Origin of the sequence: Agrobacterium sp. LR_9 (genome assembly GCF_041954855.1) — a bacterium.
Taxonomy (GTDB): domain Bacteria; phylum Pseudomonadota; class Alphaproteobacteria; order Rhizobiales; family Rhizobiaceae; genus Agrobacterium; species Agrobacterium leguminum.
Genome location: NZ_JAVAYA010000031.1, coordinates 21,115 through 40,730, shown reverse-complemented (window position 1 = coordinate 40,730; position 19,616 = coordinate 21,115). Strand labels below are relative to the sequence as shown.

21 protein-coding genes and 1 riboswitch are annotated in these 19,616 nt (G+C 59.8%); of the genes, 10 read left to right on the top strand and 11 right to left on the bottom strand.

What is annotated here, in order from left to right:
- Positions 1-32 precede the first annotated feature (32 nt).
- The 3 genes from RAC79_RS23260 to RAC79_RS23250 all read left to right on the top strand — a co-directional run bounded on the left by RAC79_RS23260 (position 33) and on the right by RAC79_RS23250 (position 2,207).
- Entirely contained in the window at positions 33-863 is an 831-nt protein-coding gene (locus RAC79_RS23260; RefSeq protein ID WP_374997575.1) for an ABC transporter permease, read from the top strand.
- 168 nt (positions 864-1,031) lie between these two features.
- The gene (locus tag RAC79_RS23255) at positions 1,032-1,298 is read left to right on the top strand and encodes an usg protein (protein ID WP_003522173.1); all 267 of its coding nucleotides are present in this window, start codon (positions 1,032-1,034) and stop codon (positions 1,296-1,298) included.
- 84 nt (positions 1,299-1,382) lie between these two features.
- Positions 1,383-2,207, top strand: coding sequence for a class I SAM-dependent methyltransferase (locus tag RAC79_RS23250; protein WP_174039368.1), 825 nt, complete (start codon positions 1,383-1,385; stop codon positions 2,205-2,207).
- Positions 2,208-2,476: 269 nt separating this feature from the next.
- Here the strand turns inward: RAC79_RS23250 and RAC79_RS23245 are convergent, their stop codons facing one another.
- From RAC79_RS23245 to RAC79_RS23230, 4 genes are all read right to left on the bottom strand, one after another.
- Complete coding sequence (locus RAC79_RS23245) at positions 2,477-3,442, bottom strand: aliphatic sulfonate ABC transporter substrate-binding protein (RefSeq protein ID WP_078052761.1); 966 nt, start codon at positions 3,440-3,442, stop codon at positions 2,477-2,479.
- A 285-nt stretch (positions 3,443-3,727) separates the two neighbouring features.
- Complete coding sequence (locus tag RAC79_RS23240) at positions 3,728-4,216, bottom strand: Lrp/AsnC family transcriptional regulator (protein ID WP_003507846.1); 489 nt, start codon at positions 4,214-4,216, stop codon at positions 3,728-3,730.
- A 70-nt stretch (positions 4,217-4,286) separates the two neighbouring features.
- Positions 4,287-4,931: a uracil-DNA glycosylase family protein gene (locus RAC79_RS23235; protein WP_174036154.1), complete on the bottom strand. Its 645-nt coding sequence runs from the start codon at positions 4,929-4,931 to the stop codon at positions 4,287-4,289.
- Positions 4,924-5,517 carry a thermonuclease family protein gene (locus tag RAC79_RS23230; protein ID WP_174039369.1) on the bottom strand — a complete coding sequence of 198 codons (594 nt, stop codon included), beginning with the start codon at positions 5,515-5,517 and terminating at the stop codon, positions 4,924-4,926. Before RAC79_RS23230 ends, RAC79_RS23235 begins: the two co-directional genes overlap by 8 nt.
- Positions 5,518-5,625: 108 nt before the next feature.
- Between RAC79_RS23230 and pdhS2 the strand changes: the two genes are divergently transcribed.
- On the top strand, positions 5,626-7,161 hold the full coding sequence (gene pdhS2 / locus RAC79_RS23225) for a two-component system sensor histidine kinase PdhS2 (RefSeq protein ID WP_035262217.1): 1,536 nt from the start codon (positions 5,626-5,628) through the stop codon (positions 7,159-7,161).
- A 61-nt stretch (positions 7,162-7,222) separates the two neighbouring features.
- Here pdhS2 and RAC79_RS23220 read toward each other — a convergent pair whose 3' ends face one another.
- Together RAC79_RS23220 and cobT are read right to left on the bottom strand one after the other, a co-directional pair.
- Positions 7,223-7,627 (bottom strand): diacylglycerol kinase, encoded by a 405-nt coding sequence (locus RAC79_RS23220; RefSeq protein ID WP_020012886.1) that lies wholly within the window; start codon positions 7,625-7,627, stop codon positions 7,223-7,225.
- 8 nt (positions 7,628-7,635) lie between these two features.
- Positions 7,636-8,670, bottom strand: a complete 1,035-nt coding sequence (cobT, locus tag RAC79_RS23215; protein WP_003522166.1) for a nicotinate-nucleotide--dimethylbenzimidazole phosphoribosyltransferase — start codon at positions 8,668-8,670, stop codon at positions 7,636-7,638.
- 152 nt (positions 8,671-8,822) lie between these two features.
- On the opposite strand from cobT, the gene RAC79_RS23210 reads away from it, so the two are divergent.
- Genes RAC79_RS23210 through RAC79_RS23200 form a run of 3 tightly spaced genes read left to right on the top strand, consistent with a single transcriptional unit; the run spans position 8,823 to position 10,523 of the window.
- A complete protein-coding gene (locus RAC79_RS23210; protein WP_065655963.1) occupies positions 8,823-9,608 on the top strand; it encodes an adenosylcobinamide-GDP ribazoletransferase in 786 nt (261 codons plus the stop codon).
- Between the two features lie 19 nt (positions 9,609-9,627).
- Entirely contained in the window at positions 9,628-9,819 is a 192-nt protein-coding gene (locus RAC79_RS23205) for a DUF1289 domain-containing protein (RefSeq protein ID WP_174039370.1), read from the top strand.
- Positions 9,816-10,523, top strand: a complete 708-nt coding sequence (locus tag RAC79_RS23200) for a TIGR02281 family clan AA aspartic protease (protein WP_374997574.1) — start codon at positions 9,816-9,818, stop codon at positions 10,521-10,523. The genes RAC79_RS23205 and RAC79_RS23200 overlap by 4 nt, the downstream gene beginning before the upstream one ends.
- 268 nt (positions 10,524-10,791) lie before the next feature.
- Here RAC79_RS23200 and RAC79_RS23195 read toward each other — a convergent pair whose 3' ends face one another.
- A complete protein-coding gene (locus RAC79_RS23195) occupies positions 10,792-11,394 on the bottom strand; it encodes a hypothetical protein (protein WP_125146930.1) in 603 nt (200 codons plus the stop codon).
- A gap of 290 nt (positions 11,395-11,684) precedes the next feature.
- A riboswitch (FMN riboswitch) is annotated at positions 11,685-11,835 on the top strand.
- Positions 11,836-11,955: 120 nt separating this feature from the next.
- Here RAC79_RS23195 and ribB point away from each other — a divergent pair.
- A complete protein-coding gene (gene ribB / locus RAC79_RS23190) occupies positions 11,956-12,597 on the top strand; it encodes a 3,4-dihydroxy-2-butanone-4-phosphate synthase (protein WP_065655913.1) in 642 nt (213 codons plus the stop codon).
- Positions 12,598-12,874: 277 nt separating this feature from the next.
- Here the strand turns inward: ribB and RAC79_RS23185 are convergent, their stop codons facing one another.
- The 4 genes from RAC79_RS23185 to RAC79_RS23170 form a co-directional block, all read right to left on the bottom strand.
- Positions 12,875-13,663 carry an SDR family oxidoreductase gene (locus tag RAC79_RS23185; RefSeq protein ID WP_035262232.1) on the bottom strand — a complete coding sequence of 263 codons (789 nt, stop codon included), beginning with the start codon at positions 13,661-13,663 and terminating at the stop codon, positions 12,875-12,877.
- Positions 13,664-13,677: 14 nt separating this feature from the next.
- Positions 13,678-15,156, bottom strand: coding sequence for a sugar ABC transporter ATP-binding protein (locus RAC79_RS23180; RefSeq protein ID WP_125147032.1), 1,479 nt, complete (start codon positions 15,154-15,156; stop codon positions 13,678-13,680).
- Between the two features lie 118 nt (positions 15,157-15,274).
- Positions 15,275-16,204 carry a sugar ABC transporter substrate-binding protein gene (locus tag RAC79_RS23175; RefSeq protein WP_142846400.1) on the bottom strand — a complete coding sequence of 310 codons (930 nt, stop codon included), beginning with the start codon at positions 16,202-16,204 and terminating at the stop codon, positions 15,275-15,277.
- 134 nt (positions 16,205-16,338) lie between these two features.
- A complete protein-coding gene (locus RAC79_RS23170) occupies positions 16,339-17,319 on the bottom strand; it encodes an ABC transporter permease (protein ID WP_065655910.1) in 981 nt (326 codons plus the stop codon).
- 440 nt (positions 17,320-17,759) lie between these two features.
- On the opposite strand from RAC79_RS23170, the gene RAC79_RS23165 reads away from it, so the two are divergent.
- A complete protein-coding gene (locus RAC79_RS23165; RefSeq protein ID WP_174039372.1) occupies positions 17,760-18,569 on the top strand; it encodes a transketolase in 810 nt (269 codons plus the stop codon).
- Positions 18,569-19,525 (top strand): transketolase family protein, encoded by a 957-nt coding sequence (locus RAC79_RS23160; RefSeq protein ID WP_174039373.1) that lies wholly within the window; start codon positions 18,569-18,571, stop codon positions 19,523-19,525. The genes RAC79_RS23165 and RAC79_RS23160 overlap by 1 nt, the downstream gene beginning before the upstream one ends.
- The last annotated feature ends 91 nt before the right edge of the window (positions 19,526-19,616 follow it).

Here is a 19,616-nt window from a genome sequence, read left to right as displayed (position 1 = left end):
GGTCGCTGGTCGCGGAGGTCGGGGGTCACGCGATGAGCCATATTCAGGACCTCGTTCCCCCCCGCGCCGCCCCGGCCGTTGCGGACAGGCCGCTTACTATTTCGCGAAGCGTCGGCATCGCCGTCAGCACGCTCGGGCTGCTGCTCGCCGCCGGGCTGATCTTCGCCATGATCGAGGGCTGGGACTGGGACAAATTCCAGCGTTACGGACCGCGCTATATCGATGGTCTCATCACCACCATCACCCTCGTCGGCAGTTCGATCATTCTCGGCGCCATTCTTTCCGTGCCGATCGCCTTCGGCCGCATGTCGGAAAACCGCATCATCGGCGCGCTGGCCTATGCCTATGTTTACGTCTTCCGCAGCACGCCGCTTTTGGCGCAGCTTTTCCTGATCTATTACGGCCTCGGCAGTTTCCGCCAGGGGCTGGAAACCGTCGGCCTGTGGTGGTTCTTCCGCGAAGCCTGGTATTGCGGCCTGTTGTCGCTCACCCTCAACACCGCCGCCTATCAGGCCGAAATCCTGCGCGGCGCGATCCGCAGCGTGCCGCGCGGCCAGCATGAGGGCGCTGCCTCGCTCGGCCTGTCGAAACTCGTCACTTTCCGCAAGATCATCCTGCCGCAGGCGCTCATCGTCGCGCTGCGTCCCTATGGCAACGAAATCATCCTGATGATCAAGGGTTCCGCGGTGGTCTCTATCGTCACCGTCTTCGACCTTATGGGCCAGACCCGCTACGCCTTTTCCCGCACCTTCGATTATCAGGCCTATCTGTGGGCCGCGATCTTTTACCTGACGATCGTCGAAACGCTACGGCATGTCTGGGCATGGCTGGAAGCCCGCCTGACCCGGCATCTCAAGCGCTAGTCGCAACGTTGGCAGCACTCATCAATGAAGGCTGCCAACATTTTGAAAAATATAAATATTTTGTGACAACCCATGTCTTTGGCAAGCTTGGATTAACCATGACGTGTTCCCATATTCGATACAGCGGTAACGCTGTGATCGGCAATCATGGAAACGGGAACCGCCGTCATGAACAAGGACATGGAAATGATGCTGAGAGGCTACGGCCTCACCACCGCCCAGATATTTTATCGCCTGCCGGATCATCCGCTGGTTCTCCAGACCTATGTCTGGCAGGACTATGATCTTGCCCCGGACTTCCCTGAGATGCATGGCTTCCTCAAATTCTGGAAGGAAAAGCTCGACGGACCGCTGCATTCCGTCCGCTACGTGCACCGGCAGGTCATCTCGGCGCAGGAATGGCGCGCGCTCAAGGGGGAGTTCATCATCCACTGAGCCATCGCACCACATAAATATTGCGCCCGCCCCCGATGCGGCTTACAGCAAACCTCAACTGAAGATGCTGACGGATAAGGCACGATGACCAAGAACCAGAAAATCGACGAAGATGCGCTTGCCGAGGCCTATAACCGCGCGCTCGCGCTTGAAAAAGCCGGCGATGTGGACGCGGCGGTGAAGGCTTATGAAGAGGTTCTGGCCATCGATCCCGACGATCACGGCGGAGCGGCCGTTCGCATCGCGGCGATGGGCCGGGGCGAAACACCGCCGAAGGCGCCCGACGCCTATGTAGAAACCCTGTTCGACCAGCATGCAGAAGCTTTCGAGGATATTCTTGTCGAACAGCTCGGTTACGCCGTTCCGATGATGGTGCGCCAGCGGCTGCAGACGCTGAACCTCGGCCCCTTCAAGCGCCTGCTCGATCTCGGCTGCGGCACCGGCCTCACCGGCGAAGCGCTGCGCGACATGGCCGACGATATCACCGGCATCGACATTTCCGAAAACATGGTCGAAATCGCCCATGAAAAGGACCTCTACGAGACGCTCTACGTCGCCGAAGCCGAGGATTTTCTCGAGGATAATGACGACGAACCTTTCGACATCATCACCGCCACCGATGTGCTGCCCTATCTCGGCGCGCTGGAGCCGCTGTTTTTCGGCGCCGCCGAAAACCTCAATGCCGGCGGCCTGCTGATCTTCTCGTCGGAAACCCTGCCCGAAGAAACCCTGGCCGGACGCCCCTATATGGTCGGCCCGCACCAGCGTTTCGCCCATGCGGAAACCTATGTCCGCGAAAGACTGGCCGCGACCGGTTTCGAGGTTCTCGAGGTGACCGACATCAACGTGCGCATGCAGGACGGCAATCCGACACCCGGCCATCTGGTGATCGCCAAGCTAAAGGGTTGATGCCACATAGGAGGCTTGTGCCCCCGACGTTTCGGCAGTTTTCTTCTCCCCCCCCGGGGAGAAGGTGGCCCGAAGGGTCGGATGAGGGGGCTAGCTCTCCGCATATCTCTACCCTTGCCCCCTCATCCCGCTGCCGCGGACTTCTCACCGGCGGGGAGAAGAAACAAGCGGCACGGGCTCGCCCTATGCGGCAAGAATGGCATTTTCCTGAATCAACCTCTCAGCAACACCCGCCAGCAGGTTGAAGAGACTCACCTTTTCCGACCCGCTCAGCTCGCCTTCGGCCGCCAGACGATATCCGCCACGTTGAGTTTCTTCGGCACGATCTTCAGATCGTAGAACTCATCCGCAAGTGCCTGCTGATAGGCGATGGCTTGATCCGGAACCAGCGAAACCCGCCCGAGATCGGCGCCCGGCCGCGTTAGCGAGACCTTGGTGACATCCTCGGGAACGCCGGTGATCGACGCCAGCGACTTTGCCGTTGCATCGATATTGGCCTGCGCTTTCGCACCCACATTCGCCAGCTCCTTGAGGATCAGTGGCACGAGATCGGGATTGGCCTCCACGAAATCGCCATTGGCAAGGAAATAGCTCCACGGATCGACGATTCCTTCGGCGGTCGAAAGAACCCGTGTCGTCGGCTCTTTTTCCGCCACCGCAAAATAAGGATCCCAGATCGACCAGGCATCGATGCTGCCGCTGCGGAAGGCGGCGGCCGCATCCGGCGGGGCAAGATCGACCGGCGTAATATCATTCAACGTCAACCCTGCCTTTCGCAACGCCTTGACGGTGACATTATGCGCGCTGGAGCCGCGCTTGAAGGCGACTTTTCTGCCTTTCAGGTCTTCCAGCGTCTTCAGCGGCGAATCCTTCTGCACGAGGATGGCCGATCCGCCGGCCGCCGCTTTGTAAGTGCCCACATAACGCAGATTGCCGCCGGCGGCCTGCGCGAAAAGCGGCGGCACATCGCCGGTCGGGCCGATATCCAGCGCACCGGCACCCAGCGCTTCGAGAAGCGGCGGCCCGGAGGAGAATTCCGACCATTTGACCTCGATACCGCGATCCTTCAGCAACGCTTCGAGCGCGCCCTGGCTTTTCGCGAGCGCTATCACGCCATTCTTCTGCCAGCCAATCCGCAATGTGGCGGTTGCGGCACTCGCCCGCCGGATATGCGGCAGAAACACCGCCCCGGTCGCACCTGCAATCAGTCCCAATGTTCCGCGTCGTGTAAGCATATGGATATCCCTCGCTATTCCATCCTTCGACAGTAAAAGCGTAGATATTCGAGAGATTTTATCAAAATCGCAGTTTGCGCGCAGACAGCTCCGGGAGAATTGAATGTGCGAATTTGCCACGATGGGCGGAATAGAATTGTCGTGCCCCGGCGGCGGCTACCGGGATGGACCTTCCGGCTGGATCAGCCCTTGGCGGGCCAGATCGACGGGAAAAACGACCCGCAAATGAAAATGCCCTCCCCGGCAACCGGAAGGGCATTGGTCGAAAAACTGGCCGGCGGCGGATCACTCCTCGCCGGATTTCGGATTGTCCAGCAGCATGTAGTCGAGCGGCAGCTCGGTCGTATATTTGATCTGCTCCATCGCGAAGGCGGAGGACACGTCGCGAATTTCGATCTTGGCGATCATGCGCTTGTAGAAGGCGTCATAGGCCGCGATATCGGGCACAACGACGCGCAGCAGGTAATCGACATCGCCGCTCATGCGATAAAATTCGACGACTTCCGGAAACTCGGAAACCACCTCGGAGAAACGCTTCAGCCATTCGATGGAATGGGAGGCGGTGCGGATGGAGACGAAAACCGTGACCTTCGTGTTTACCTTGACCGGATCGAGCAGCGCCACGCGCCGGCGAATAACGCCGTCTTCCTCCATCTTCTGGATACGCCGCCAACAGGGCGTCGTGGAAAGGCCGACCTTTTTCGCCAGATCGGCAACGGCCAGCGTGGAATCCTCTTGCAGAATGCGCAAAATCTTACGGTCTAGGCGATCCAATGCGTCTATCCTCCTGAATTAATTTCCTTTCAATACACTAATTTTTGCAGAAAAACAGAAAATTGTTTCACTAAAGCCGCATTTCCACATGTTGTCGCAGAACCGGCAGCAGTTCCTCGGTGAACCATGGGTTCTTTTTCAGCCAGCCGGTATTGCGCCAGCTTGGATGCGGCAGGGGAAAAATGCCGGGGCCGGAATTGGCATGGAGAAAGCCGCGCCAGTCCTGCACCGTTTCCGTCATGGTCTTGCGCCGCCTTTCACCCAGATGAAAAGCCTGCGCATATTGGCCGATGGCGAGGATCAGCTCCACCTGCGGCATCGCCATTATTACCCGCTCACGCCATTGCGGCGCGCATTCGCGCCGGGGCGGCAGGTCGCTGCCTTTTTCGTCATAACCGGGAAAACAGAAGCCCATGGGCACGATGGCGAAACGATCCGGATCATAGAATGTCTGCCGGTCGACGTTCAGCCATTGGCGCAGCCTGTCGCCCGAGGCATCATTGAACGGCAGCCCCGTTTCATGCACGCGAAGCCCCGGCGCCTGCCCGGCAATCAGGATGCGCGCCTTGGTCGACATGACGACCACCGGCCGGGGTTCGTGCGCCAGGCGATCGGCCATTCCCCTGAGCGGCTTGTCGCGACAGAGACGACAACGGGCGATTTCGCCGCGCAATACGTCAAGCCCGTCATCACGCACCGGCACTGGTTCAACCATGATCCCACCCCAGAAGATGACGGACAATGGTGAGGAAACCCGCCGCCGGCGTTTCCAGATCCGCGGCACGGTGTTCCCGCCGCCATTGCGACGGTTTCTCGAATTCTCCCGCCCAGATGCCGCGTGCCTGCCTGCGCGCCGCCGCCTGCTCGCTGGAGAACTGGAAATAACCGGATGCGACGGCAAAACCCGCCGACACCATTTCCAATGAGACATCTCTGCCGCCGGCGGAACAATAAACCAGCAGCCGCCCGTAACGGTCCCTGGAACTGCCGGAACAGGAAAAATCCACAGCCCCGGCCAGCCGTTGCAGAACACGGCGCGCTTCCTCGCCGCACGGCCAGCTTTCGCTGCCGCGCAGGCATGTCTGCGCAAGCTCCGGCGCATCGATGCCAAGCAGCCGGAAACGTTCCTCCCCCTTCGACAGCGTATCGCCATCGATCACGAAGAAGCGGCCGCTATAGGTTTCGCTGTTGATCTGGTCGAGCTTGGCCGCGATCAGAATGCCCAGAAAAACCGTGGCGAGAAAAAGCCCGCCATCGCGAAATGCCGAAAACCGCCTGCCCTTGCCTCCATTTCGTCTCATGTAACAACAAACCCTTGTCAGAAATGGCAAACAAATCCTTTCACGGCAGCATCTTCTTAAGATTTTGCGCGTAGTCTGCAAGGGTTCATGTCACCCTGCGTTGTAACAATGAGTAAAAGCGTCAGCACGTCCACCGACAAGATCATCGTCGACCGGTCGAAAAAGCATCGCAACAAGGCGGTCTTCGACACGGTGAAGACGACGCGTGAACGCCTGCAGCAGGGGGCCGGCGCAAGCGACGCCTATGAACGCGAAATGCTGACCATGCACATCGCCGAAACCCTGCAGGGCGCGATGATCATGCCGCTTTTCATCCTGCTCGCCTCCATCATCGGCCTTTATATAACGCGCGACATCAGCCTGATCATCTGGTCGCTGATTGCGCTGAGCTTCCACGCCTTTTCCCTGCTCTTGGCCAAGCGGGCGGCAAAACAGGAAATCACGGCCGACAATCTTCAGCACTGGAAAAGTCTCTTCCTCGGCATGCAGATCCTCATCGGCTGCGCCTGGGCGATGTTTGCGTTGGCCGAACCCGTGCGCAACGACCCGACGCTCGTGCTTTTCTTCAAGGGCTCGACGCTGCTGATCGCGCTTTCGCTCACCGCCATGGCCAATTTCATGCTGCGGCGGGCGACCTTTATGACCTTTTTGCCGGTGCTCGCGGCTCTCTGCATGACCTCGGCCATTTCGCGCAATCCTTTCGATGTCGGTCTCGCGCTGATGTTCGGCATGGCCATCCTCTTCTGCCATCGCATCACCAGCCGGCTTTACCAGACCAGCATCAAGCTCCTCTCCTCGCAGACGGAAAAGGACGACCTGATCGCCGAACTCGAAGTCGCCAATTCGGTGTCCGACGAGGCACGGCGGCGCGCGGAAGAAGCCAATCTGGCAAAATCGCGCTTCCTCGCCTCCATGTCGCACGAGCTCAGAACGCCGCTCAACGCCATTCTCGGTTTCTCCGAGGTCATGTCCTCGGAAGTGCTCGGCCCGCTCAACAATCCGCTCTACAAGGAATATTCCGGCGATATCCATCGCTCCGGCCAGCATCTGCTTGATCTCATCAACGAAATCCTCGACCTATCGCGCATCGAAGCCGGGCGCTATGACCTGAATGAAGAAGCGATCTCGATGCTGGAAATCGCCGAGGATTGCATCGGCATGATCCAGCTTCGCGCCCGCGCCAAGAACATCAAAATTTCCCAGCAGTTCGAAAACAGCCTGCCGCAGGTCTGGGCCGATGAGAAATCCATCCGTCAGGTCATCCTCAACCTGCTGTCCAACGCCGTGAAATTCACGCCGCAGGGCGGCGAAATCCTCGTGAAGGCAGGCTGGACGGCAGGCGGCGGCCAATATGTCTCGATCAGGGATAACGGCCCCGGCATTCCCGAGGACGAAATTCCCGTGGTGCTGTCCGCCTTCGGTCAGGGATCGATCGCGATCAAGAGCGCCGAACAGGGAACCGGCCTTGGCCTGCCCATCGTTCAGGCCATCCTCGCCAAGCATGACGGCCAATTCATCCTGAAATCGAAACTGCGCGAGGGCACCGAAGGCATCGCCATCCTGCCAGCCAAACGCGTGCTGCAAAGCCTGCCGGCCGTGGAAGAAACCCACGCCATCCAGCCGCGCCGCCGGTCCTTCGCTTGAGGAATTTCCAGGAAAAGTGGCCCCGGGTTTTCCGTCCTGAAATGCCTTGAGGCTTAGAACTTCAGAAGAACAGCGTCGTTACCAGCGAATACAGCACGAAAAATCCGTTCGCCATCAACAGGCAGAAGACGGCGAAAGAGCCGAGGTCCTTGGCATGCCGCCCGACCGAGGAGATTTCCGGTGAAATGCGATCCACCAGCTCTTCAATGGCGGTATTCAACGCCTCCACCGAAAACAGAAGCAGCATCAGCACCGTAAAGACGAGAAGATGGGCAAAGGGTGCGCCGACGACCAGAAGCAGGGCAAGCCCGACGCCGAAGGCGAGAACCTCATGCCGGAACGCCGCTTCCTGCCACAGCCGGCCAAGCCCCTGCACGGAATAGCGCGCGGCGGCAAAAAGATGCCGCCAGCCTTTTTCCTTGCGGAAGGCGGGTTCCGGTTGCTTCTTTTGCGGCGTCACGTCCATCTTCAGCCTCAATGGTCGGTGCGGGAGCTGATGCGGGTGTCCACACCCGCCGCTTCGAATGTCGCCATGCCGGAATGGCAGGCGGCGGCGGCCTTGACGATGCCGGCGGCAAGCGCTGCCCCCGTGCCTTCGCCGAGCCGCATGCCAAGCGCCAGAAGCGGCGTCTTGCCGAGCTTTTCGATTGCGGCCAGATGCCCGGGCTCACCCGAGACATGGCCGATCAGGCAATGGTCGAGCGCCGCAGGATTGGCAGCCTTGAGGAGAGCGGCAGCGGCCGTCGCCACATAACCGTCGATCAGCACGGGAATGCGCTGCACGCGGGCAGCAAGGATAGCGCCGGCAATCGCTGCGATCTCGCGTCCGCCGAGACGGCGCATGATCTCCAGCGGATCGGACAGATGATCCTTGTGGAACTCCACCGCTGCTTTCACCGCCGCGATCTTGCGGGCCATGACTTCGCCTTCCGAACCGGTACCCGGACCGGTCCATTCTTCCGCGGTGCCGCCATAAAGCGCGAGATTGATCGCCGCCGCAATCGTGGTGTTGCCGATACCCATTTCGCCGACGCAGAGAAGATCGGTTCCGCCGGCAATCGCTTCCATGCCGAAGGCCATGGTGGCGGCGCAGTCGCGCTCGGAAAGCGCGGGCTCGCAGGTGATGTCGCCGGTCGGGTAATCGAGCGCCAGATCGAAAATCTTCAGGCCAAGATCGTTTGCAACGCAGATCTGGTTGATCGCCGCACCGCCTGCCGCAAAATTTTCCACCATCTGCTGGGTAACGGATGTCGGATAGGGCGTAACGCCGTGCCGGGTAACGCCATGATTGCCGGCGAAGATCGCCACCAGCGGACGGGTGACGGCCGGAGAACGGCCGGACCAGGCAGCCAGCCACATGGCGATTTCTTCGAGACGTCCGAGCGAACCGGCAGGCTTGGTCAGCTGCGCATTGCGCTCCTTGGCCGCCACAAGCGCGTGCGTATCCGGGCCGGGAAGCTCGCGCAGCAGCGCGCGGAAATCGTCGAAGGGCAATCCGCTCATGCTCATGATATCTGTCTTTCTCCTCGTCGGGTTGGCTGTCGCATCGGCTCATGCGTCCGGAACTTGTTTTTTCCGGCAAATCGGTCTTTGTTGCGCCTCTCATAATCGCGGATGCGCCGCGGAACAACCGGAAATGCAGCGACTGCAACGGAGAGAGCATGAAGGCCGGGGATTTTATAACAGATGTCATGCATTCCCTCGCCTTTCTGAGCCGCCTGCCCGTTCCCTCGCGGTTTTTCGATGATGCCGACGGCGTGTCGATGCGCCGCACAGCCCGCGCCTTTCCCGCCGCCGGCCTGCTGATCGCCCTGCCCGCCGCTTTCCTTATTGTGGTTTTCGCAGCCTTCGACGCCTCTCCGCAACTTACCGGCTGGCTCGTTATCGGCCTGACGGCGCTCATCACGGGGGCTCTGCACGAAGACGGCCTCGCCGACATGGCCGACGGTTTCGGCAGCGGCAAGGAGAAGGCCCGCATGCTTGAGATCATGAAGGACAGCCGCATCGGCAGCTATGGCACGATTGCCATGATCCTTTCCTTTGCGCTTCGCGCCACCGCACTCACCTCGCTCATTGAGACGCTGCCGGCAAAGACCGCCGCCGCCGCCCTGATCGCCGCACTCGTCCTGAGCCGCGCCCTGATGGTGTGGCACTGGCAGTCCCTGCCTGCCGCCAAAACCTCCGGCGTCGCCGCCGGCGCCGGTCAGCCGGGCTCCAGCGAGCGCAACATCGCGCTGGTGATCGGGCTGCTGCTTTTCACACTCTTCACGCTACACGCCCTGCCGCTCCTGTCGATTGCCCTCGTGCTGGCGGCAGCCTTTCTGGCAGCTGTCCTTTTCGGCAGGCTCTGCGACAGCAAGATCGGCGGCCATACCGGCGACACCATCGGCGCCTGCCAGCAGATCACGGAGATCGTTACCCTCATCGCCCTTGCCCTTGCGGCGTGACGGCCTGATATAAATCACCATGGAAACACCCTGCATCCATATCTGCCGCCTCGATGAAACCAGCAACCTCTGCATCGGCTGCGGGCGGACGCTGGATGAAATCGGCGGCTGGGCAGGCTATAGCGACGAGAAGCGCCGCGAAATCATGCGGTCGCTGCCGCAAAGACTGGCAAACCTACCCGAGACCGCCAAGGAGACGCATACCGCATGAACAGGCTGACCATCGTTCTCCTCCTGCTGACCGTCGGCCTTGGCCTGCTTCTCATCAATCACGACGGCGGCCGAACGCTCGGCATCGACAATGATCAATTCGCCCAAGTGCTTTATCTTCTGCCCATTGCCGGCCTATTATCGGCCGGCATTCTGGCGGGAAGACGCGGCAGCCTCAGCACCGTCATCCGCCAACTCGCCGTCTGGCTCGTCATCATTCTTGGCCTCGTCTCGCTCTATCTCTATCGCTACGACCTGCAATCCTTCGGCGACCGGTTGCTCGGCGGCCTGATGCCCGGCCGCGCCGTGGTGGTGACGACAGCTGGCGGCGAACAGGAAATCGCCCTGCACAAATCGATGAGCGGCCATTTCGAGGCAAATGTCGGCGTCGAAGGCAAGACGATCCACATGCTCGTCGATACGGGTGCAAGTTCCGTGGTGCTCGACAATGCGGATGCGGCAGAAATCGGCATCGACACCGCAAATCTCCGCTATACCGTGCCGGTGATGACCGCGAATGGCCGCACGGCGGCAGCCCCCGTCACCCTGTCGGAAATCAGTATTGGCCCGATCATGCGACGCAACATCCCCGCCCTCGTCGCGCAGGATGGCCAATTGGGCCAAAGCCTGCTCGGCATGAGCTTCCTGTCGACGCTCGGTTCGCTGCAGATGCAGACCGATGAATTGCGATTGCGGGATCGGTAAGCTGCTCTCGGAGAAGGCACCTTATCTTGCGATCAAACGCCCCCATCACAATATATGTGAAGTAACGAGGAAAGGGTTGATCAACGCTGACCCGCTGAAGCAGTGGCTTATCTCGAAAAATACCGCCACCTCGGCAAATCATTGACAGGCCGCATTGACCATGAGACAAGATTACATATTCAACGCAGGAGTTCTCAACATGATCGGTCCAGATCCTATCCTACTTTGATCTAAACGCCCTTCCACTGTAGAGAAGCGAAGCGTCGAACTATGGTTTCGGCGCTTTTTGGTTTTTTGAGATGCCCGGCGAACGGATTTTTCGCTTTAGTTTGTATCCCCTGTATTTTCCTTCCATTGTCTGCAAAAGCTTCTCGCCGGTTTTCTTTGCCTCTTCCGCGTGCTCGTAGAGGCTACGAATGGCACTCTCCCGACCCTCGAGTGAAATATTGGTGAAACTCTTACGGTATATTCCATCTATCTTGGCGCGGATTTTATCCAGAACACCATAGAAATAGACGACATCGCCAATATACTCTCTTCCAGTGGCCGATATGGAATCGATATTCTTCAGATAAAAATGGGTGTGACGCGCATCTGTAATATGCGGGACGAAATCTTTGTTTTCCTTGATGCGTTCCCTGAAAGTCACATAGGAAATAGGTGCGGCAAGGAAGATCGCCATATCGGCTGTATTAAAGTCGATTTCCGCATACAGGGACCGAATGAATTTCTCTTTTTCTCGCGATTTTTTCCAGAATCCTACGCCCACCGCTACAAATTGTCCAAGTATCCACAGCGTGAACGCTGTAGAAGCCGCGACCAACGCGGCAAGCAATTGCGGGCTTTCAGATATTTGCTGCGTCGCTGACATGCAACAATTCCCTTAAATATAAGAAAATACATATTGCGATAATGACAATATAAAAATCACAAGACGCCAATATTAACAACATAAATACGATACTTCAGATGGCGAACTGGCCAGGATTGCGCCGCCAATATCAAATCGGTCTCGATAGAAAAACGCAGTAGGAACTCGACCTGAAACGGGCGGAACTAAAATGCTCGTAGAAACGCCTTTCCGAGAGATTTCTTTCTGCCCGGCACCCGCCCAACGAACCATTGCCCCTTGATTCCTTCCCATTTGATAATTTATGTTGGTTCCGTTCTCAGGGCGGGGTGCAATTCCCCACCGGCGGTATCGGGATTTTTCCCGGAGCCCGCGAGCGCTTCCGGTCTCCAAAGCCGGAAGGTCAGCAGATCCGGTGAGAGGCCGGAGCCGACGGTATAGTCCGGATGGAAGAGGACAAGGCATAGGACGCCCGCGCGTGAGCGGGCTTCGCATTGCATTGTTCGCCCAAGGGATATTTGGCGCTTCTCGAAGCGCGAAAATGCCGCAAAACGGCATAACCCTTGAAAGGCTTGAAAGAAAATGACCATTGCCAAAATTGAAGACGCGATCGAAGCCATTTCCCGTGGTGAGATGGTGATTGTGGTTGACGACGAAGACCGCGAAAATGAAGGCGATATCATCGCCGCCTCCGACAGCATCACCCCACAGCAGATCGCCTTCATGATGAACCATGCGCGCGGGCTGATCTGCGTCGCCATGCCGGGCGAGCGTCTCGATGCGCTCGATATTCCGCTGATGGTGTCGCGCAACACCGAATCCCTCAAGACGGCCTTCACCGTCTCGGTGGACTATATTCCGGGCACCACCACCGGCATTTCCGCCGCCGACCGCGCAAAGACCGTGCGTGCGCTGGTATCGGAAGAATCGCGCCCGGAAGATTTCGCCCGCCCCGGCCACATCTTCCCGCTGCGCGCCAACCCACAGGGCGTTCTCGGCCGCACCGGGCACACCGAAGCAGCCGTGGACCTCTGCCGCCTCGCCGGCAAATATCCCTGCGGCACCATCTGCGAAGTCGCCAATGACGACGGCACCATGGCCCGCCTGCCCCAGCTCGAAGTCTTCGCCGAACGCCACGGCCTGCTGGTCGTGACGATCAAGGACCTTGTTGCTTACCTCAAGGGCGAGGTTGTCGAGGAAGTGGCGCAGAAGCAGGTCGCTTGAGCTGCGCCTGCTTGTGCTTTGAATACGAAAACGCCCGGCGAAAGCCGGGCGTGATGCTTGTGAAACCGTCTGGCTTCTCCTCTTCCGTCATGCCGGACTTGATCCGGCATCCAGCCACGGCGCGTCTGCGCCGTGAGAAGAGTCTTTTGCGATCAAAGACTTGATCGCACTGGACCCCGGATCAAGTCCGGGGTGACGGAGGGAAAAAGCCGCGTCAACCCGGCCCATAGGTCTGGCGCGCCCTATCGTCCACCTCAGCGCTACCGCGTCGGGAACCCTACCAGCAGCAGAAACCGCCATCCACCAGCAAATCAACGCCCGTCACGAAGCTCGCCGCATCGGAGAGCAGGAATATCGCCGGGCCGACCATTTCATCCACGCCCGCCATGCGCTGCATCGGCGTCTGTTCTTCGAAGAGCTTCGTCTGGTGCACCATTTCCGGCCGCGTGTTCATCGGCGTCGCCGTGTAACCGGGCGAGATGGTGTTGACGCGGATGCCGCGACCCACCCACTCCATCGCCATGGATTTCGACATGTGGATGACACCCGCCTTCGAGGCATTGTAGTGGCACTGCATCAGCCCGCGATTGACGATGACGCCGGACATGGAGGCGATGTTGACGATTGCGCCGCGCCCGTTCTTCAGCATGGCATTGGCTTCCGCCTGGCAGGACAGGAAAACGCCCTTCAGGTTGATGTCCATCATCGTCTGGAACTGGCTTTCCTCCATCTCCTCGGCAGGATTGGCATTGGCGATGCCGGCCGCATTGACGGCGAGTGAAAGCGCGCCAAGTTCGGCCTCGGTGCGGGCAACCGCATCGGTCAGCGCCTCTTTGCTGGTCACGTCAGCGGCAATCTGGATCGACTTGCGCCCGGCCTTGGCGATGAAATCCGCCGTCTGCGCCAGACCGTCATCGGTGCGGCGGTCAAGCAGCGCGACATTGGCGCCGGACTGGGCAAGCCCCATGGCGATCCGCTGGCCGATGCCGGAACCGGCGCCGGTGACGAGCGCCACCTGGCCGGAAAGATCGAACAGTTTCGGCGCGTTGAGGGTGATGGTGGACATTTCTGTTTCCTTCTTCAGATGGTCGCCAGTTCCATGACCGAGACGTCGTTTGCTTCGTCACGGTTGAGGATGCCGGCCTGTTTTCCCTGCGCAAGCACGAGGATGCGGTTCGAAACGCCCAGCACCTCCTCGAGATCGGAGCTGACGACGATGACGGCCACGCCGCTTTTGGCCAGATCGACGATGATATCGTAAATGCCCGCCCGCGCGCCGACATCGATGCCGCGCGTCGGCTCGTCCAGCACCACCACGCGCGGATTGCGGGCAAGCCATTTGGCAATGACCACCTTCTGCTGGTTGCCGCCGGAAAGATCAGATGCCGGCTGTTCGCTACGGCCCTTCACGCCAAACTTGGCGATGGCCTCCTTGGTAAAGGCGCGCTTGATACGCGGCGTGATCCAGCCGGTGCCTACGCGGTCGAGATTGGCATAGATCAGGTTTTCGCCGATCTCGTGCTCCACCACCAGCCCCTGCAATTTGCGGTCTTCCGGCACCATGACGATGCCCTTGGCGATGGCGTCCGCCGGGCTTTTCAACGTCAGCACCTTGCCATCCAGCAGCACCTCACCCGCACTCGTCGGATCGGCGCCGGAAATGGCCCGCACCAGTTCGGTGCGTCCCGCGCCGATAAGACCGGCAATACCGAGAATTTCACCGGCGCGAACGCCGAAGCTAATGTCGCGGAAGGCATTGGTCGCGCCGGTCAGCCCCTTGACCTCCAGCACCACCTTGTCCTGCGGTTCCGGCAGCGTCGGAAACAGGCGTTCCAGCGAGCGGCCGACCATGCTTTCGACAATGGTCCGTACCGGCGTCGCGCTATCGGCGAATTCATGCACCCGCTCGCCATCGCGCAACACGACGATGCGGTCGGTGATCTGTTTGATCTCTTCCATGCGGTGAGAAATATAGATGATGCCCACGCCCTCGGCGCGCAGCTTGCGCACCTGCTCGAACAGCGCCTGCGTTTCCGCGCCGCCAAGTGCCGCCGTTGGCTCGTCGAGGATCAGAAGTTTGGCGTCCAGCGCCAGCGCCTTGGCGATTTCGATCAACTGCTGGTTGGCGGTCGAAAGGCCGGCCACCTTGCGGGTTGCGGGAATGTGAAGGTTGAGGCGCGCCAATTGCTGCTGGGCTCTGCGCACCATCTCGGCACGGTCGACAACGCCGTTCTTCATCGGCCAGCGGCCAATGAACACGTTTTCGGCGATGGAAAGCTCCGGCAGGAGCTTCAATTCCTGATGGATGAGGACGATGCCCTTGTCGATCGCCTCTCGCGGCGAAGACGGTGCATAGGGCTGGCCGAGCCATGTCATCGTGCCTTCGGACGGCTCGCGCGAACCGGCGATGATGCCTGACAGCGTGGACTTGCCCGCGCCGTTTTCACCCAGCAGGGCCACCACTTCGCCGGGATAAACGTCGAGATCGACGTTTTTCAGGACCTCGAGCGGACCGTAACGTTTGCTGATGCCACGGAGCGAAAGAACCGGCTCGCGCATGACGGGACCTCCCAGGACATGATCGCGGCGGAGATCCGCCACAGCCTTGTGTCCAAATTGCATAAAGACAAACCAATGAATGCCCCGCGCATCCCAGCGGACGCGCGGGGCGGATGCATCAGGGATGGTTGGCGATGAAGCCTTCGACATTTTCCTTGGTGGTCAGCGTCGCATCGGAAAGCTGCACTGCCGGAACCTTCTCACCGCCGACGATCTTGACAGCCATCTCGACAGCCATGCGGCCCATCTTCTGGGTCTGCTGCGTCGCGGTCACGTCGAAGACGCCGTTCTTCAGCGCCTCAAGCGCTGCCGTATCACCATCAAAGCCGCCAACGACGATCTTCTGCGAAGGGTTGGCGACCTTGATTGCCTGTGCAGCGCCGAGCGCCAGACCGTCGGCCTGCGCAAAGACGATGGAAACATCCGGATTGGCCTGCAGCATGTTCTGCATGATCTGGAAGCCTTCATCCTGGCTCCACATGTTGGACCACTGTTCGGCAACGATCTTCACACCGGAATTGGCCTTCACCGATTCCATGCAGCCCTTTGTGCGGTCCACTTCCGGCGTCGTGCCCTTCTGGCCGTGGATGATGACCATCTTGCCCGAACCGCCGGCCTGCTTGATGATGTAATCGCATACCGCCTTGGCGGAAGCGACGGAATCGGTGGCAAGGAAGGTATCGCCCGGCGCGCCATCGGCATTGCGGTCGATGTTGATGACCGGAACGCCGGCGGCCTTGGCAAGCTTTACCGGAACGGTCGCGGCAGCGGCACCGGCCGGAATATAGATCAGCGCATCGATGTTCTGGGTCAGCAGATCCTGAATCTGATTCACCTGCGTCGGGCCGTCGCCCTTGGCATCGACGGTGACGACGGCAATGCCGCGCGTCTTGGCTTCGGCCTCAACGGCCTGCTTGATCTGGTTGAAGAAGTTCGCCTGCAGATTGGCGACGGCAAGGCCGATCTTCTTGACTTCGGCGGCGTTGGCAGAGCCGAGCGACAGGGCGAGAAGGGCGGCGGATGTCAGCAGAATGCGTGAAAATTTCATGATTATTCCTCCATTTGTTGATTGTTGACCTTCGGGCAGATCGAACCTCCTCCCCTCCGGCCGTTTATTTCACGCCTCCCCAATAAGGAGGGTCGTTTATTGCGCGGACGGCTCAGCACCGTCCGCAGGCAAATTCAGCTTCTGCGGCGGCGTAATGTTTCAGCGCCAACGGCCAGCACGATGACGACACCGATGATGACCTGCTGCAAAAAGGGAGAGACGTTGAGCAGGTTGAGGCCGTTGCGCAGCACGCCGATGATCAGCACGCCGATCAGCGTTCCGCCGATGCCGCCCGCACCGCCCGAAAGCGAGGTTCCGCCGATGACAACGGCCGCAATCGTATCCAGCTCGTAACCGAAGCCGCTGGAGGGCTGTACCGAGTCGAGACGTGCCGCAAGAACGATGCCGGCGAGACCGGCAAGAACTGCACAGGCGACATAAACGCAGATCGTCACCAGCGGCACATTGATGCCGGCAAGGCGCGCCACTTCCGGGTTACCGCCGACCGCATAGACCGTCCGGCCTTCCGAACGGAAGCGCAGGAACAACCAGGAAACCAGAACGACGACGAGCATCAAAAGCACGGTCGCTGTCAGCACGCCGAAATGGCGGTCGATTGCCAGCATCATGAACCAGTCAGGGAAACCGACAATCTGCTGTCCATCGGTGATCATGTTGGCGAGACCGCGCGCCACCGACATCATGGCCAGCGTGGCGATGAAGGCCGGCACGCGGAAGGCAGTGACGAGAATACCGACTACGAGGCCGCAGGCGGCGGACGCGATCAGCGCCAGCACGATGGCCATGCCCATCGGCATGCCCGCCACATTGGCCGTCCAGCCCATGATCATCATCGACAGCGCCAAAACCGAGCCGACAGACAGATCGATGCCGCCAAGCAGGATCACGAAGGTCATGCCGACGGCCATGATGCCGAGAACGGTGATCTGGTCGAGAATGTTGAGCCCATTGCGCAGCGACAGGAAATTCTCGCTGGCGAAGGTCAGAAACACGCAGAGCAGCAGCAGGCCCAAAAGAGGTCCGGTCGCTCCGCTCAACCAGGCAAGCGGGCTCCTGGTGTGCGTGACCCCCTCATTGCGTTCAATCGCGGACATGGCTCCTCCCGGTGACTGTCTTGCATTTTTTAAACCGATTAGAATAATTATTCATAGTCGGTGAAACATGCATAAGCCAGTTTCGAGAAGGTTGTCAATAGGGCGTTAATGGCGAGGTCTGCCGTGAACGAAGACCGGCAACTGCCTGCCTGTCGCCTCTCCCCTCATTCCTGTGCTTGTCACAGGAATCCAGCCGACGCGCGTCTGCGCGGCGAAAAGAGTCCCTACAGCCCAAGGACTTGGGCTGACTGGATTCCTGTGACGAGCACAGGAATGAGGGCTGCGTGGGTATCTGCCGCTTGGGATGTTGCACCATCGCCATGCCCGCTCACGCCGATCCAAACAACACAATTCACAATTCCGGCTTGACAGAAACGCCATCTCTGCAATTATATAAATAGCTGTATAAATATTCACACGCATGTTTTGAAGAGGATTCCATGCAGTCCCAGGAGCTAGAGCGCATTGCGCGCCAGATTCGCCTTCGCGACGTACAGGCTGTTTTTGAAGCGGGTGCGGGCCATGTCGGCGGCGAAATGTCAGCTATCGACATCATGACGGCCCTTTATTTCCGCGTCCTGCGCATCTGGCCGGATGATCCGAAGAACGCTGCCCGCGACCGTTTCGTGCTTTCCAAGGGCCATACGGCCTGCGCGCTTTATGTGACGCTGGCCAAGCGCGGCTTCATCCCCGAAGAGGAAATCTCGACTTTCCTGCAGCCGAATTCGCGCCTTAACGGCCACCCGAACTGTAACAAGGTGCCGGGTGTGGAAACCAATACCGGCCCGCTGGGTCACGGACTGCCTGTTGCCGTCGGCATGGCCAAGGCGGCCAAGCTTTCCGGCGCGGATTACCATACCTATGTAATGACCGGCGACGGCGAGATGCAGGAAGGCTCCAACTGGGAAGCCATCATGTCCGCCGCACAATTCGGCCTCAACAACCTGACGCTGATCGTCGACCACAACCGCTTCCAGCAGGGTGCGGCGCTTTCGGAAACCAACGATGTCGCACCGCTTCGCCCGAAGCTCGAGGCTTTCGGCTGGGAAGTCAGCGAAATCAACGGCAACGCCATGGCGGAAGTCGTGCCGGCGCTGGAGCATCGTGGCGACCGCCCGCATTGCATCGTCGCCCACACCAACAAGGGTCATGGCATTTCCTTCATGCAGGACCGCGTCGACTGGCACCATAAGGTTCCGAGCAGGGAACAGTACGAAATTGCCGTCAAAGAACTTTCGGAGACATTGTAATGAACGCGCCCGTAACCGCCGCCAAGCTTTATGACTGCCGCGACGCCTTCGCCGAAACGCTGGAAGCGCTGGCCGCCGGCAATGACAGGGTCGTCGCCGTCTGCAACGATTCGGTCGGCTCCTCGAAGCTCGGCGGCTTCAAGTCGAAATTCCCCGAGCGCCTCGTCAACGTCGGCATTGCCGAACAGAATATGGTCGGCGTCGGCGCCGGTCTCGCCAATGGCGGCCAGCTGCCCTTCGTCTGCGGCGCATCCTGCTTCCTCACCGGCCGCGCGCTGGAGCAGATCAAGGCCGACCTTGCTTATTCCAACGCCAATGTGAAGCTGATCGGCATATCCTCGGGCATGGCCTATGGCGAACTCGGCCCGACGCATCATTCCATCGAGGATTTCGCCTGGACCCGCGTTCTGCCGAACCTGCCGGTCATCGCCCCCTGCGACCGCATCGAGACGGCGGCCGCCGTCAAATGGGCAGCAGACTATGCCGGCCCGTGCTTCCTGCGCCTGTCGCGCGTCGGCGTGCCGGATCTGCTCCCGGAGGGCCATGTCTTCGAACTCGGCCGCGCCAACCTGCTGCGTGAAGGTTCCGACGTCACGCTGATCGCCAACGGCACGCTGACCCACCGCATCGTCAAGGCCGCCGATATTCTGGACAGCCGCGGCGTCAAGGCTCGGGTTTTGAACATGGCGACCGTGCGTCCCATCGATGAGGCGGCCGTCGTCGCAGCAGCAAAGGAAACCGGCGCGATCCTGACGGCCGAGGAACATTCGATCTTCGGCGGCCTCGGCTCGGCCATTGCCGAAGTCGTGGTCGAACAGGCCCCCGTACCGATGAAACGCCTCGGCGTTCCGGGCGTCTTCGCCCATACCGGTTCTGCCGAATGGTTGCTCGATGAATTCGGCATGGCGCCGGCCGCCATTGCGGATGCGGCCGAAGCGCTGATCAAGAGAAAATAAAGTCTCCTCCCAGAGTCGTCGCGTGTCTTCGGATGCGCGGCGACACCCTTTCTGCAATATCGTCGTTTAATCGCCGCAAGGCGGAAACGAA